Raw genomic sequence first — 14,582 nt, 5'->3', positions numbered from 1 at the left:
TCAACCTATAAACGATTTCAGTTACTCGATGAGAAGACGAAATTTCCTACAAACCGCAACCGCAATTGGTGCCATTCCCCTTTGTGGTGGGTCACTGGACAAGGGTGAACTCAGCTTCAAAACTCTCGCCCTGCCGGTAGAAGAACAGGACGCGATTGCCAATGCCTTGGGCAAAAAGGGCACCTATAACGAAGCTCAAGCCACCTACACCGTACCACTGCCCCGCAATGATCTGAAAGTAACCATCAAAGGAGAGCCGGTGCCGATTCCGTTCGGTTTTGGCGGCTGGGTATCCTTCAAGAAAACATTGGATGGTAAACAAACCGTCATGATGAGCGATACGGTATTACTCGAAGACGAAGTGAATCCGCTGATCGACGCGACCCATGCCGCTGGCCTGGAAGTGGGGGCTATCCATAACCATTTTTTCTACGAACAGCCGCGCATTTTCTACATGCACCTGCACGGCATGGGCACTACGGCGGAGCTGGCCAAAAAATATGCCACGGCCATAGGAAATACCAAGCTATTTCCAGCCAATCAGCCCCAAACGACTGCACCCGCAACGGCACAATCAGGCAACAACGCGACCCCAGCCGCTACCGGCACGCCCCAAACGGGCAAGGAGCTGTTCGATCTACCCGCGCTCGATGCCCTGGTCAATTACAAAGGCGTCGTCAATGGCCCCACCTATAAATACACCGTCGGACGCGACGATCTGCACACCGTCGCAATGGGGGCCGAGATGACAGCCGCCATCGGGCTGAACTCCTGGGCCTCCTTTGCCGGTAAGCAGGATAGTGCGCACATCGCGGGCGATATCGCCATGCTGGAAGGTGAAGTGAACAATGTGGTGAGTGCCCTACGCAACCATAAACTCGAAGTGGTCGCCATTCACCATCACATGCTGGGTGAACAGCCGCGAACCGTTTTCCTGCATTATTATGGTCGCGGACCGGCCCCTGAATTGGCCAAAGGATTCCGGGCGGCACTCGACCAATTGGGAAAAGCGGGCCACATGAAACACTAGTTTTTAACGACATCTCCACCCATGAAACAAAACGCTTCTTATTCATTGAATGATCTGGTGCTTTATTTTGCCCGTTTGGGCACGTTGGGCTTTGGCGGCCCGCCCGCCCTGGTCAGTGCCATGCACCGTGATTTGGTGATGGAACGGCAGTGGATCAGTGAAGACGATTACCGGGAGGGTATGGCGTTGGCGCAATTGGCTCCTGGCCCTTTAGCTGCTCAATTGGCCATCTACCTAGGCTATGTTCATTATGGCATTTGGGGGGCTACGCTCGTGGGTGTGGCCTTCATCCTGCCTTCGTTTGTCCTGGTGGTGGCGCTGGGCTGGGCTTATCTGCAATTCGGTGGTCTACCCTGGATGCAGGCCATCTTCTACGGCATTGGAGCCGCCGTGATCGGCATCATCGCCATTGGCAGTTACAAGCTGACGACCAAAACCGTAGGGAAAGATCAACTGGGCTGGGCCTTATTTGCCGTGTCTGCCATTGCTACCGCTGTTACGGAATCGGAATTGTTGTGGCTGGTCTTATTGTCAGGAGCCATTTATTGGCTGGTGAAAACACCCCCCCAATTGATCCGCCCCGGTGTGGGAAATAGTATCGCCTTTTTGCTGCCACCACTTCAAAATTTCCCCACTGACTCGGTCCTTTGGAAGCTGGCTATCTTCTTCGCTAAAGCGGGAACGTTCGTATTCGGGAGCGGATTGGCCATCGTCCCCTTTTTGTATGGTGGTGTAGTCAAAGAATATGGCTGGTTGAACGAGCAACAGTTTTTGGACGCGGTGGCAGTGGCCATGATTACTCCCGGCCCGGTCGTCATTACGGTTGCTTTTATTGGCTATCTGGTAGCAGGTTTTCCGGGTGCTTGTGTAGCTGCGCTGGCCACGTTCCTACCCTGTTACTTATTGACAGTTCTCCCTGCACCATACTTTAAACGCTGGGGTAAGCATCCAGGCGTCAAAGCATTTGTGGATGGAATCACTATTGCGGCTGTCGGAGCGATAGCCGGGGCTGTAGTGGTGCTAGCGCGTCGGCAATTGGTTGATATACCTGCTATTTTGATTGCCCTAGCCACTGTTGGACTGCTTTATAGGTTCAAGAAATTACCTGAATTAAGCATCATTGGTGGTGCTGCTATGATTGGTTTGCTGATGCGTTACATTCCATAAGGTCGTTCGTATTTGGACAGGGTAATGAATCTGTGATGGTTGCTGCGGGTCTGTTACCAATGTTTAATAAATTCTCAAAAAATGCTCTATAAAATGAGCTGAGAGCGTGTTCATTGATCTGCTTGTAGGCCTCGACAATAACATCTGGCGACAGCCAACCTTTAGTCTTATAAGCCAGAGGTTTTCATCACTTGTTCGCTTACCAACCCTTAGTGGTCTTTGGATCCAAAATCATCCGGATATAATCAGTAAACATCGTTAATTACCGTCGTTTTTACCGGAACGTAGCCTACTTAAACTAGCTTCCTGATCCGAGGCAAACCGGCTGGCCACCTCCTGGCGGAAGGCTTCGGGTCTAACCCCCAGCCGGTGTGCGCAGGTGGCGATGGCGTCTGCCCCTGCCGGGTAGCTGAGTTGATCCTGCTGATCGGTGGCAGCCTGGTACACCACTTCGGCAATGGCTTCGGAGGCTGAGAACTGGACATTTTCCTGTCCACTCATCAGCTTTTGCAAGAGATCACCATAGGCCCCATGCTCGACCACAACCAGCGAGCGGCCGGTGAAATCGGTGGCTATGCCGCCTGGCGAAACGGTTTTAATCTGGATGTTATGTAGCGCCAGTTCAAAGGACATACTCTCGCTCCAGCCCTCAACAGCCCACTTTGTCGCGTGGTAAATCGAGTAGAGCGGGAACGCAATAAGCCCACCAATCGATGTGGTATTAATGATACAGCCGGATTTCTTGGCCCGCAAGTGCGGAAGAAAGGCTTTGGTAACCCGGATAACACCCAGTAGGTTCGTATTCACCAATTGCGTTATCTGTTCATCAGAGACCGCTTCCAAGGCACCGATGAGGCCATAGCCTGCGTTGTTAAACACGACATCGACAGCAGACACGGTAATAGCGCGTTGCACGGTCGATTCAATGGATACCGGATCAGTTACGTCGAGGGTCAACAGGCGGACATTGGGCAATTTTGTCAACTCGGTTTCCTGTTCGGGGTGGCGCATAGTAGCTATGACCTGCCAGCCGCGGGCGGCAAACAGGTTGGCAGTGGCTTTCCCTAATCCCGATGAGGCACCCGTTATAAAAATAGTCGGCATGAGCAGAAACGAAGAAGTTATAGAAATAAGGTTATCACCTAGGCTTTCGGAAGGTTCGTCTTGACCATAAACCCGTGAATGCCTAATTGGGTTGGTCAAGAAGTGAGTTTAATCAAGAGCTTATAGATTGCTCCCAACGACGAAGGCAACGAATTTCTTGACGACAAAATCGGATGTTTTGAGAAACAGTATTTTGGTGGTCAATAGCCTATCCATGACTGGAAGCTTTAACTGGCCGGCCATGGATAGACTTAAAAGCTCATTATTTAAGCATATACTGAATTGATCCTCCGTCAACAGCAATATCAGCCCCATTCACGTAGCCGGCATCCTCTGAAGCTAGGAACAAAACGGTATTGGCCACTTCGTCCGCACGGCCCAGTCGTTGAAGAGCACTTCTCGAAGCCAGGTAAGCTTGGGTTTCAGCGGTGGTCAGGGAAAGCAGACCCGGGGTTTGAATCGGGCCAGGGCTGACAATATTCACCCGGATCTTTCGGTCAGCCAGCTCATTGACGGCAATATCGGCGATCTTGTTCAAAGCCGCTTTGGTTGCCGAGTACACGCTGCTGGCTGTCCCCGCGGCCCTCACCACACCAGAGGATGTAAAGATCACTGAAGCCCCATCCGCTAAATGCGGTATGAGCTTTTGAAGCGTAAAGAAGTGGCCCTTGACATTGGTGTTGAATTGCGCATCGAAATCCGCTTCTGTGACCTGTTGAATGGGCGCAAATACGCCAATAGCCGCATTGAGGTATAATACATCGACGGACTGGCCACTTTCGGCTACCACTTTTTCCAGCGCCCTAATTCCTTCTATGGTCGAGGTGTCAGCCAACAGCGTTTGCAGGGTTGAACTGTTGATTTCATCAGCTGCTTTTCGCAGGCTGTCTGCATTTCTGCCCGTAATCAAAACATTTGCCCCCTTTTGACTAAATGCCTTTGCGGTCGCAAAACCTATACCCTGGCTTCCGCCAGTTATGACTACCTTTTTGTTCTTGAAATCCATTATTATGTTTTTTAACTACACCATAAATTAGTGCAGGAACATTTACTTTGGTAACTTGGTTACCAGAAGTAACGGTATAGTTGGGGTAACTAAGTAACTTATGGCTGAACAAGTATGTCACAAAGCAGACATCCTGGCGATCCATGACGCTATGGATGTGTTGAATGGGAAATGGAAGATTTCCATTCTGTCCTCAATGTGTTATTATGAGCGGAGACGGTTTTCCGATCTATCGAACGACATGGTGGGTATTTCGAATAAGCAATTAAGCAAAGAGCTTAAAGAATTGGAGCAAAACAAACTGATCAAGCGAACCGTCCTGGCTACTCAGCCTGTGACAGTCCAGTATAGTTTGACCGATTATGGCTGGACATTACAAGGCATCATTCATGATCTAGCGAAATGGGGATCATCCCATCGCCGTGTAATCATGGGGTGAGGGGTAAGCACTGCTGTCTCAAATAAGGCTCGTGGCTGAGACGAATAGGCTTCTTTTGTTGTATCAGATAATCGGGCGTTATTTGATATCAGAGTCATTTACCCTGCAACGTTTTACTTGTGGAGGCATCTTTGAGATGACACATTACGGGTCTATGCAGCACATCACCGATGTTGAACATTTCTATCCATCTCATCCACTGCTCAAGCAATACATCCAGTATTACTACTTCCTGCGTACCGATTCGCCTGACTTTGTCAGTCAGTATTATGTGTTTCCTAATATCCTACAATCCCTCAATATTCATAAGCACGCTTATTGCCGAATTGAAGACACCGCTATTACCGTCTCCAGTTATCCGCAGGCAGACCCCTTGTTAATTGCTCAAGGCCGCTACGAACAGCCACATTATGTGGAGTTGAGAGGCATGGTTGACAAGATCACGATTGTTTTCAACCCATTGGGATTGAATCACTTCATTACTAAACCCTTGGTTGAGATTACGCCTAATGCCTCCCAAGTATTTACCGATTGGGATCAGCATTCGAATCATCAAGGCTTTATTCGTGCCTTTTTTGATACGGATAGTCTGGAGCAACGAATCCGGCTATTGGAAACCTATTTGGTGGCGATCTATCAACCTATACCCTATGAACAAATCCTTACTCACGCACTACTCAGATTGGCCGACTTCGACCATGAACCTACGGTTCGGACGATCATGGATGAAGTAAACATGAATGTCAGAACGTTTCATCGATTGTTCGTAAAAAATATGAGCTTATCGCCAGCTAGTTATCGCAAAATAGCTCGGTTTCGACACTCTTTGCGCGATCAGGTGTTGCATGAACACTTCAAAAGCCTTACCCAGACGGGCTATGAGAGCAACTTCTATGATCAGGCTTATTTTATTAAAACCTACCGTCAATTTACGGGGCATAACCCGAAGAGACTCCTTAAAACTATCAGTAAGCTAGCCGACAATCAGTTAGTAATGAACGTGATCGATTCCTAACCCCGCTGTCCAAAAAATACAATTTACCTTAATATCTACTTCGCATATTTGTGCCAACTCATTCACTTGGCATTTTATGAAACGTTACCTACTTAGCTTATTCATACTCGTCATCACGCACAACGTTAGTGGACAAGCGGATTCTGCGGCTGTCTACAATGACCGGGCTTTTGCCAGTTACAATCAGAAGAATTATGCGAAAAGCTTGTACTGGACAGAAAAGCTCCTGGCCACAGGGATCAAAGACTACCAGAACAACTATAACTATTACCGGGCAGTGATTAGCGCCTGTCAAACTAAGGAGGATGACAAAGCAAAAACCTATTTTGAGGAGTTAGTCAACAAGCATTTACACTACTCGATGTATTATGACTTTCAGCAGGACAGCACGTTGCTGACCTGTGTGTCAAGCACCCAGACCTGGCAAAAAGCCATCGCTTTGACCAAACCCAAATACGACTCGGTACAGACCGCTAATCGGCGTTACTACCAGGGAATAACCGATACGACAAAACGACTCAATACGTCGGCTCTGTTGGATCACCAGCGGTTAGCGAAGCTGATTGGAGAAGGCGATTTCGATCGGGTATATCAGCGCTTGAAAAACTATAATTCTTACCAGACACCGCCTGTCTTGGACCAGTGGACGTTATATCAAATCAGGATCAATGATACCCTGACGGTACCTTTTCTGATTCATATTCCCAAACAGTACCACCCTGGGCAGAAAACCCCTTTGTATGTCTTCTTGCAAGGTGCTGTTCGGGGGCGCCCCCAGTTTATGGTCCGGGGAAACGCGCCTAGTTATGAAGCTCCTGTGTTTGAGAAAGCGTTAGCGGAGGGGGCCTTCATCCTATATCCATTTGCTCGAAAAGATCTTCATTGGTTGTATCATCCATTAGCCTTTCAGGCTATCTTGACGGAGGTAGCCTTTCTAAAGTCGCTCTATAATATTGATGATAATCGGGTGTGGTTAGCGGGTCATTCTAATGGTGGAGAAGGGGCCTTCTACTTTGCCATTAACCAACCGACAACGTTTGCCTCGTTCCTGGCTTTTACCTACTTTCCTCAGTCGTATATCACCAATACCCCCCTGCGAAACTTGTCGAACAATCGCCCCTTTTATGGGGTAAATGCTAAAAGTGACCACCTGTTTAAGCTGAGTAAAGTCGATAGCATTTATCGGTACGCGCAAGGGATAGGGGCGAATTGGCAGAACTACGCCCTGGATGGCGATCACGGATTACCACTTAATCAGGCCAACCGGGTACGCTTTGCCTATGATAGCCTATTTGCTAGGGTGCGGAATCCTTTCTCGCCTACGATTAGATGGGAAACCGACAATATCCATAACGGTCGCTGTGACTGGCTCGCTATTACCCAACTCGACACAGTAACAGCGCCCGCGGCGTGGGTGCATTCCTATAACCCGGAGGTTACGACCAGAGAAAACCGGGGGAAAGTGAATTTCAACACTCACAAAACAGGGGTCATTGAGGCGCGTATTCAACACAATACCATTACCGTACGGACATCTGGTGTTCGGGAATTCACCTTTTATGTCTACCCAGAACTAGTTGACATAAGCAAGCCTATTGTCTTCATTGTCAACGGGAAAGCAACCAAGCCAAGGCCAATAGCAAAAAATAAGCGTGCGCTTGGACTGGCTTTTACCCAGATGAAGGACCGGGTCTTGTTGCCAGTGGACAACATGGTTGTTTCGGTAAGTCGATAGCCGAAAGCAGTCAAAGCCCGTTTACCTTCATTAGCTGCTTATACTTGACTGGCTGACAATTCACTAAGATCAACTAATAACAACTCAGCCAGTATCAATTAACCCTCCCCCAAATGAGAAGCCTTCACTATGGCAAACGGTCCTGCTCCGGCACGGTCCGCCGTTGCCGGACCGGCCGTGACGACTGTCTGCGGCTGGAAATTTGCCCACCCGGCGATACAGCTCTTTAGTTGGTTATGCCCAAAGGTTGATTGTTTTTACTATTGACGAGTCTATATCTATAAACGTACTAACCAGTCCTGCTCCAGACCAGCAACCAACTTAGTTAAATCTGGAAGGGTGGGCGGTTTGGTCAAGAACCGGTTAGCACCTAACTCTTGAGCCCGTTGACGATCCGTTTGGTCAGCAGAAGTGGTTAAAATCACAGTCGGAATCAACGCGTAATCAGCATGGCTACGAAGCCAAGTGAGCACCTCGAATCCATCGACCAGGGGCATGTTCAGATCCAGGATGATTAACGCTGGCAGACCCAACGAGTCCTCCAAGAGTTGGAAAAGTTCAGGTCCAGTTGCTAATGTCTGCAAGAGATAATTTGAGGAGTAGGGGCGGAAAGCCTGTTGAAACAAAAATCGGTCATCTTCATCATCGTCGACGAGAATGACCCACTTCTTCTTGAAATCGTTCATTGTACAAGTTGTCAACGAATCAACCTTTTAGTATCTATAAGCGTTCGAGTCGTTGCCTAAAAATAAACTAATAACCAAATTTCTACCATGACTTTCGTCACCTGTACTTATTCCAATTCCATATGCTATGGATTAGTGTTGATTGTTATTAACAAATAATCGTCTCATCAATAGTTCCCACTTGAGACGAGTACGAATTACGTATCAATAAATAGGGTGTTTTGTGAGGCAGTCAATACCAATGGCTGTACTCGAGTGAAGTAAGCTATTAAAACGCAAAGGGGACTGAATAGCCTATATGATACTTGCCTGATTTTAGTATATACGATCCGATTAGACTCACCGGCTCTCGTTTAATAAAAGCCTAGTTGCCCATAAGAAGGACTGATCACTGTCCCTTGTCGCCCCATCCAGGCAGATAAGTACCACTATACCGAAAAAATTATTTACCTTTTCTGTATATATCGAAAAACTATATATATTTGAGCGATTTCTGTGACGAACCAACTAACGAAATGGACTCTTCAACCACGGAATACCTTCGGGGAACGCTCAAAACCATTGTACTAGGCTTACTCGCCGAAAAAGACCGCATGTATGGCTACGAAATTACCCAGGCTGTTAAAGAACGGACCCGGGGCGAAATCGTGCTCACCTTTGGCTCGCTCTACCCCCTCCTCTATAAACTCGAACAGGAAAGCCTGGTGCGAACCGAATCCGAAGAAGTGGAGGGTCGGCTGCGTAAGTACTACGTCTTAACGCTCACCGGTCGCCAAACCGCTCGCCAAAAACTACTGGATTTTACCCATTTCACCCAGTTGATGAACCGATTGATGCAGCTGCCGCTTACCCTGTCTACTCCCCCCTCGCCTGACGCCACCGGTTTATGACCTACTTGACCCCGCAACAAACCTACTGCCTGCGTCAGCATCTGCGTCAGGTGGGTACCCCTGAGCTATTAATGGACGAATTAATTGACTACCTGGCCTGCCAGGCGGAAGAGCGAATGAGTCATGGGCTCTCCTTTGAGCAAGCGCTGGCCATGATCCGGCGGGAGGCTACGGCGCTGTCGGTTCGTCACCTCCAACATACCTTGATTCGACAGGGGGCCTTACCCCGAACCAGTTTCTGGCGGCATCCGGCCCGGTTCACCAAACGGGAAAAGGCTGCTTTTGGCCTCATTCAACCCGTGCGGAGTACCCTGTTGATCGGTGCGTTTTTAAGTGTCATGCTCACCGGCTGGCTACTGGCGAGCCGGGGACTCGCTATACCCGTTGGCCTGGTGGCCAGCCTGCTTTGCCCGTTGCTGCTCCTGCTGTTTTTGCAGGGGCTTCGCCACACCCGTAGCCATCAGCGAACAAGCCTGGTCCGCCATCCCGCCCTTCGCGAGGAATACGTTCGTCGGCCCGCCCCGCGTAAACGGGCACTCGTTACTCGATAATCATCCTATTAAGGGATAGCTACCGGTAAACAGTTTATCCGGTTGGCCTGCTTCTGGCAGCACTGGCGCTTCAGTGATTGGTTCATTGTGTCTATAATATACAGAAAAACTATATATATCTTTTCCTTACCTATAAACCCTGTTTACGTACATGCTTTTTCGACCCGTTTATTTGCTTGGCCTGTTCGTTATGGCCAACTCCTGGGCTCAACCCGCTCGTCAGCCGTCTCCTTCACCCGTATCAGCCCCCAAACTGGTCGTGGGTATTGTGGTCGACCAGATGCGAGCCGACTTTCTTTATCGCTACGAAAAAAAATACGGAGCCGGGGGCTTCAAACGACTCCTGAAGGGGGGATTTACCTGCCAGAATACGCAGTATGACTATGCCCTAACAGCCACCGCAGCGGGGCACGCTTCGATCTATTCGGGCTCCCTGCCCGCCATTCATGGCATCGTGGGCAATGACTGGTATGATCCCAGCCAGGCTAAAGGCATTTACTGTGTGGAAGACACCAGCGTGCGAGGGGTAGGCCATCCCAACGCCCTGCCCGCCCGGTTTTCCCCCCGTAACTTACTGGTGACCACAATCGCCGACCAGTTGGCCCTGGCCACCAATTTTCGCTCCAAAGCGGTTGGCATTGCGCTAAAGGATCGTAGCGCCATTCTTTCGGCGGGCCACTCGGCCCGGGGTGCCTATTGGTTTGACAGTCGAACCGGCACCTGGGTGACCAGCTCATTTTATCAGTCCCAACTACCCGCCTGGGTGGAAGCCTTCAATGCCCGCAAGCTGCCGGCGGAGTATAGCCAGCGGGGCTGGAAGACGCTGCGGCCTGTGGCCGAGTATACCGAAAGCACCCCTGATGATCAACCCTACGAGTACAAGCTGCCGGGGAAGTCGACCTCCAGCTTTCCCTACGAAATGGCCGGTCCCGCGGGTGCGGTATTTGAGCTTCTCACGTACACGCCCTGGGGCAACACCTTAACCAAGGAGATGGCGCTGGCCGCCTTGAAAGGCGAGAATTTAGGCAAAGGGGCCGCCACGGATTTTCTGGCCATCAGTTTTTCTACCCCGGACCTGGTGGGTCATTCCTTTGGGCCCACCTCGGTCGAACAGGAAGATATTTTCCTGCGGCTCGATGCGGAGCTAGCGGACTTGTTAAAGGCCCTGGATAGCTGGGTGGGGCCCGACGGCTACACCGTCTTTTTAACCGGTGATCATGGGGTGATGGACGTGCCCGCCTACTGGCAGGCCCACCACCTGCCGGCAGGACTAATTGATCCCCGCCAGTTAAGCCAGACCCTGAACCAATCCCTACTGGATGCCTTTGGTCCAGGTAACTATGTTCAGATGGGCAGCATGAATGATCAACTGTATCTCAACCAGGCCCTGCTACGCGAGAAAAACCTGTCGGTATCCGCTGTTCAGCAAGCCCTCCAACCGCGCCTGACGACGATCCCCGGCGTGGCCGATCTGGTCAACCTGCGGGCGCTGGCCCAGGCTAACCTACCGGATGAGCAACTGCGCCTGTACAAGAATAGCTACCATGCCCGGCGCAGTGGGGATTTGCAGTTGATCTACCAGCCCGGCTGGTTTGTCGGCCTGCCCATTGGCACGACCCACGGCTCGGCGTATACCTATGACCGACAGGTGCCCTGTATTTTTTACGGCTGGGGCATTCGCCGGGGCGAAACCCGGCGGCCTACCAGTCCCTCCGATATTGCCCCCACGCTCTCGGCGCTGCTACGGATGCTGCCCCCCAGTGGCACGACGGGGCAACCCGTTGGTGAAGCCCTGCAACCCTAATGTCCAATCGATTTCCGTCCCCTAAATGCCAAAAGAGCCATGCCGTTTAACCGATTGTGCCTTCTGACCGCTAGCCTCAGTGGGGTGCTGCTCAGTTTCCCGCTTTGGGCGCAGCAGGGGCTGACGGGCGAGTACTACCGGGGTACCGATTTTGCCCAAAAGGTCCATGTTCGTATTGACCCAACCCTGGACTTCGATTGGTCAACCCGCCCCCCGCTACCGGACTTAGACTGGTCGTATTACTCCATTCGGTGGACGGGCGGGCTGCGGGCACCAGTGAGTGGTCAGTACACGTTTTACTGCGGGGTTGATGATGGGATTCGGCTGTGGGTGGGCAAGCACCTGGTCATCGATGAATGGCACCTGACGCCCTACCGGCATTATGAGGGGCAGATCCACCTGGTGGCGGGCCGGACCTACCCGATCCGGATTGACTATTTTAATGACATTCATGGCGGGCGCATCGATTTGCGCTGGGAACGCCCCGACCAACCGGACCGCTGGTTTGGGTGGCTGAGCGACCCCGGGGAGACGATTCCGACGGTCTATCTTCACCCGCCATCCCGACCCAATCGCCCGCGCCAACCGGCCGTTACGCCCGACATACCACTGGTGCTACTGGCCAAAAAGGCCTTGCCGGTAAAGCCAAAACGGGAGCCAACCGCTCAGACATGGATCACGCGTAGCCAGCCACGACCGGTTGATGATGCTCCGCCATTGATAATCCGACCAGTTACTGGCCCACCGCCCGTTGTGGCCCCGCTTTCCCTGCTGTTTGCGCCCGGTAGTTACGAGCTCACCCCGGCCAGCCGTCAGCAGCTGGACAGTGTGCTGGTGTACTGGAAGAAGAACCCACCGGGCCGGATTGAGGTCGTGGGCCATGCCGACCGGCTGGGCGATCGGGGGCTCAACAAAACCCTCTCCGAATACCGGGCGCGTGTGGTGATGGCGTATTTAACCCGGCAGGGCATAGCTCCCACGCAGCTGCGCGGGCGATGGCACGGGGATGAGCAGCCCCTCACGCTGGATGCCATGCCAACCCGGCGCGCTCGCAATCGTCGGACGCTGATCCTGTCGCACTATGACTAATTCGTTTTACCCCTAACAAATCCTACCCCATGTTGACCCGCTTCATAGTGACCTGTATGTTTTATGGCCTGTTAATGGCCTCCACAGCCCACGGCCAAGCCCCCACTTCGCCCCGCACCTTGGCGCAATTAACCGATACGCTCCGCCGGGTGATGGCCCAGCAGCGTATCCCCGGCCTGATGCTGGTGCTGACCACCCGTGACTCGGTGCTGTTTGCCGGGGGCCTGGGTCTGGCCGATGTAGACAAACAGGAAGTCGTCAGTTCGGCGCATTTGTTCCGAATGGGTTCGGTGACCAAGCTGTTTACCACCCTGGGTATTTTACAGCTTGTTCAGGCGGGGAAGCTGAGCCTGGATGATCCCGTACGCAAACTGGCCCCCGAGCTACCCATTGACAATCCCTGGGAAGCGACGAATCCAGTCCGTGTTATCCACCTGCTGGAACACACGGCCGGGTTTGGCGACAAGCTACCGGGTCAGTCGGCGAATCTGGACCCGGTGGATGAGCGGGGGCTGGCCTCGATTCGACGCTTCGCGCCTTCCCTGCGCGTCCGTTGGAAGCCGGGTGAGCGTCACTCGTACGCTAATCCGGGCTATAATGTAGCGGCCTACCTGATTGAAAAGGCCGCGGGTATGCCCTGGGACAGCTACGTCGATCAACGCGTGCTACGTCCGTTAGGCATGGCCATTAGTAGTGTAGCCCTGCGCGAACAACCCGGCAAGCGCTACGCGAAGGGCTACTATTGGCACGGGAATACGTACCAGAAGGCCGCTTTTGTGCCACTTTACCAGGGTGGCAATGGGTCGCTCCAGGCTTCAGCCGCTGATCTGGCCCATTGCCTGCAAGCCTATCTGAGAGAGTGGAAGCTGGCGAACGGAAAATCCTTTCTGTCGGCGGACCTGCTACACCAGACGGAAAGGGTTCATACGACCCTGGCCGCCCGGGCGGGCCTGGATCAGGGGTATGGACTCGGCAACACGTCCTGGGAGGGTGCGAATGGCATCCTGTTCCAGGGGCACACCGGCAGTATTGGGGCCTTTATGTCTTCTGTCGGTTACAACCGACAGCTAGGGATTGGCTACGCCTGCGCCATCAACGTTCATCAGAACCTCTATCCCATCGAGCGGCTGATTCAGGCGTTTCTAACCCAGGCCGCTTCGGATTTATCCCCCATAACCAAGCCCATTGATCAGCCATTCGTAACGCCCTATTTAGGGTATTACCGATTCGCCAGTCCCAAAAACCTGGTGACCGGTTTTTTAGAAAGCCTCCAGCACAGCTTCCGCTTGCAGCAGCAGGGCGACACGCTCATCGAGCGGGAATTGCTGGGCGGGCGTTTCCCCTTAGTGGCTACGGGGCCTGTGACTTTCCGCGGAGCCTGGAATCATCACCCAACCGTAGCGTTAGTCACGGATTCGGATGGTAACCGGGCCTTAATGGAAGGGGGACTTTACTACCAGCAGGTTTCGTGGGCGGGGGCCTGGGTGCCCATTATTCTGCTGTTGACTAGCTTAGTTATTTTGCTGAGCGGGCTCCTGGCCGGACCCATCTGGCTGGTTCAGGGAATACGAGGCCGCTTTCAGGGGTCATCCTGGGACTACCCTGCCTGGGGGTATCGGCTGCTACCGCTTGTTGGCAGTGGGGTATTCTTCTGGGCCTTATTCCGATTATTTACCCAGTATGATCGACACACCATTGTAGGCACATCAGCTACGGCGGACTCCTGGTATATTTTTAGCGGTTTTTGGGTGTTTACGCTCTGTTTCGGGTTGACTACTTATCTGCTGATTCAGCACTGGTCCAAACTAGCCGGTAAATGGCGTAAAGGGTATCTTATTTTGCTCTTGCTGACGGGGGGATATCTGATCAGCTTACTGGCGATTAACGGCTGGTTGAGTCCAACCTTATGGGCGCTGTAACTGAAATTGCTTTCTGGTCTTCAATCGCCAACATTTAAGTTGGCGATTGAAGACCATCGACTTTAACTAGCAATTGCTTTATCTCGCTTCATATTCCTCCCGTTGGTAACGTAATCTACTTTCTTTCCAATTTAGATTACCTGTTGG

The 14,582-nt window shown here is 51.9% G+C and carries 13 protein-coding genes; 10 read left to right on the top strand and 3 right to left on the bottom strand.

All coding sequences use genetic code 11. From position 1 onward, the window contains the following. Positions 1-28: 28 nt before the first annotated feature. Both IC230_RS31760 and IC230_RS31755 read left to right on the top strand, forming a co-directional pair. On the top strand, positions 29-1,030 hold the full coding sequence (locus IC230_RS31760; protein WP_191043113.1) for a DUF1259 domain-containing protein: 1,002 nt from the start codon (positions 29-31) through the stop codon (positions 1,028-1,030). Between the two features lie 21 nt (positions 1,031-1,051). Then, the gene (locus IC230_RS31755) at positions 1,052-2,197 is read left to right on the top strand and encodes a chromate transporter (protein ID WP_191043112.1); all 1,146 of its coding nucleotides are present in this window, start codon (positions 1,052-1,054) and stop codon (positions 2,195-2,197) included. A 258-nt stretch (positions 2,198-2,455) separates the two neighbouring features. Here the strand turns inward: IC230_RS31755 and IC230_RS31750 are convergent, their stop codons facing one another. Beyond that, a complete protein-coding gene (locus tag IC230_RS31750; protein WP_191043111.1) occupies positions 2,456-3,301 on the bottom strand; it encodes an SDR family oxidoreductase in 846 nt (281 codons plus the stop codon). 262 nt (positions 3,302-3,563) lie between these two features. Further along, entirely contained in the window at positions 3,564-4,307 is a 744-nt protein-coding gene (locus tag IC230_RS31745) for an SDR family oxidoreductase (RefSeq protein ID WP_191043110.1), read from the bottom strand. A 100-nt stretch (positions 4,308-4,407) separates the two neighbouring features. Between IC230_RS31745 and IC230_RS31740 the strand changes: the two genes are divergently transcribed. The 3 genes from IC230_RS31740 to IC230_RS31730 all read left to right on the top strand — a co-directional run bounded on the left by IC230_RS31740 (position 4,408) and on the right by IC230_RS31730 (position 7,496). Further along, positions 4,408-4,746, top strand: a complete 339-nt coding sequence (locus IC230_RS31740; protein ID WP_191043109.1) for a winged helix-turn-helix transcriptional regulator — start codon at positions 4,408-4,410, stop codon at positions 4,744-4,746. A 154-nt stretch (positions 4,747-4,900) separates the two neighbouring features. Then, complete coding sequence (locus IC230_RS31735; RefSeq protein WP_191043108.1) at positions 4,901-5,761, top strand: helix-turn-helix domain-containing protein; 861 nt, start codon at positions 4,901-4,903, stop codon at positions 5,759-5,761. Positions 5,762-5,837: 76 nt separating this feature from the next. Beyond that, positions 5,838-7,496 (top strand): hypothetical protein, encoded by a 1,659-nt coding sequence (locus IC230_RS31730; RefSeq protein ID WP_191043107.1) that lies wholly within the window; start codon positions 5,838-5,840, stop codon positions 7,494-7,496. A gap of 278 nt (positions 7,497-7,774) precedes the next feature. On the opposite strand, the gene IC230_RS31725 is transcribed toward IC230_RS31730, so the two are convergent. Further along, on the bottom strand, positions 7,775-8,182 hold the full coding sequence (locus IC230_RS31725; RefSeq protein WP_191043106.1) for a response regulator: 408 nt from the start codon (positions 8,180-8,182) through the stop codon (positions 7,775-7,777). 515 nt (positions 8,183-8,697) lie between these two features. Here IC230_RS31725 and IC230_RS31720 point away from each other — a divergent pair. The 5 genes from IC230_RS31720 (at position 8,698) to IC230_RS31700 (ending at position 14,435) form a co-directional block, all read left to right on the top strand. Next, positions 8,698-9,072 (top strand): PadR family transcriptional regulator, encoded by a 375-nt coding sequence (locus tag IC230_RS31720; protein WP_191043105.1) that lies wholly within the window; start codon positions 8,698-8,700, stop codon positions 9,070-9,072. Then, positions 9,069-9,623, top strand: coding sequence for a hypothetical protein (locus tag IC230_RS31715; RefSeq protein WP_191043104.1), 555 nt, complete (start codon positions 9,069-9,071; stop codon positions 9,621-9,623). The genes IC230_RS31720 and IC230_RS31715 overlap by 4 nt, the downstream gene beginning before the upstream one ends. A gap of 151 nt (positions 9,624-9,774) precedes the next feature. Next, positions 9,775-11,427 carry an alkaline phosphatase PafA gene (gene pafA / locus IC230_RS31710; protein ID WP_191043103.1) on the top strand — a complete coding sequence of 551 codons (1,653 nt, stop codon included), beginning with the start codon at positions 9,775-9,777 and terminating at the stop codon, positions 11,425-11,427. 39 nt (positions 11,428-11,466) lie between these two features. Next, positions 11,467-12,516 carry a PA14 domain-containing protein gene (locus IC230_RS31705; protein ID WP_191043102.1) on the top strand — a complete coding sequence of 350 codons (1,050 nt, stop codon included), beginning with the start codon at positions 11,467-11,469 and terminating at the stop codon, positions 12,514-12,516. A gap of 29 nt (positions 12,517-12,545) precedes the next feature. Continuing rightward, positions 12,546-14,435 (top strand): serine hydrolase domain-containing protein, encoded by a 1,890-nt coding sequence (locus IC230_RS31700; protein ID WP_191043101.1) that lies wholly within the window; start codon positions 12,546-12,548, stop codon positions 14,433-14,435. Positions 14,436-14,582: the final 147 nt, after the last annotated feature.

This window comes from Spirosoma validum, assembly GCF_014699035.1.
GTDB classification, from domain to species: Bacteria; Bacteroidota; Bacteroidia; order Cytophagales; family Spirosomataceae; genus Spirosoma; species Spirosoma validum.
This window is presented reverse-complemented; position numbering and strand designations above follow the sequence as displayed.

Coding starts and splice junctions, on each gene's coding strand:
- IC230_RS31720 (WP_191043105.1), top strand. CDS start 8,698: ATGGACTCTTCAACCACGGAATACCTTCGGGGAACGCTCAAAACCATT.
- IC230_RS31730 (WP_191043107.1), top strand. CDS start 5,838: ATGAAACGTTACCTACTTAGCTTATTCATACTCGTCATCACGCACAAC.
- IC230_RS31705 (WP_191043102.1), top strand. CDS start 11,467: ATGCCGTTTAACCGATTGTGCCTTCTGACCGCTAGCCTCAGTGGGGTG.
- pafA (WP_191043103.1), top strand. CDS start 9,775: ATGCTTTTTCGACCCGTTTATTTGCTTGGCCTGTTCGTTATGGCCAAC.
- IC230_RS31755 (WP_191043112.1), top strand. CDS start 1,052: ATGAAACAAAACGCTTCTTATTCATTGAATGATCTGGTGCTTTATTTT.
- IC230_RS31735 (WP_191043108.1), top strand. CDS start 4,901: ATGCAGCACATCACCGATGTTGAACATTTCTATCCATCTCATCCACTG.
- IC230_RS31725 (WP_191043106.1), bottom strand. CDS start 8,182: ATGAACGATTTCAAGAAGAAGTGGGTCATTCTCGTCGACGATGATGAA.
- IC230_RS31745 (WP_191043110.1), bottom strand. CDS start 4,307: ATGGATTTCAAGAACAAAAAGGTAGTCATAACTGGCGGAAGCCAGGGT.
- IC230_RS31740 (WP_191043109.1), top strand. CDS start 4,408: ATGGCTGAACAAGTATGTCACAAAGCAGACATCCTGGCGATCCATGAC.
- IC230_RS31715 (WP_191043104.1), top strand. CDS start 9,069: ATGACCTACTTGACCCCGCAACAAACCTACTGCCTGCGTCAGCATCTG.
- IC230_RS31760 (WP_191043113.1), top strand. CDS start 29: ATGAGAAGACGAAATTTCCTACAAACCGCAACCGCAATTGGTGCCATT.
- IC230_RS31750 (WP_191043111.1), bottom strand. CDS start 3,301: ATGCCGACTATTTTTATAACGGGTGCCTCATCGGGATTAGGGAAAGCC.
- IC230_RS31700 (WP_191043101.1), top strand. CDS start 12,546: ATGTTGACCCGCTTCATAGTGACCTGTATGTTTTATGGCCTGTTAATG.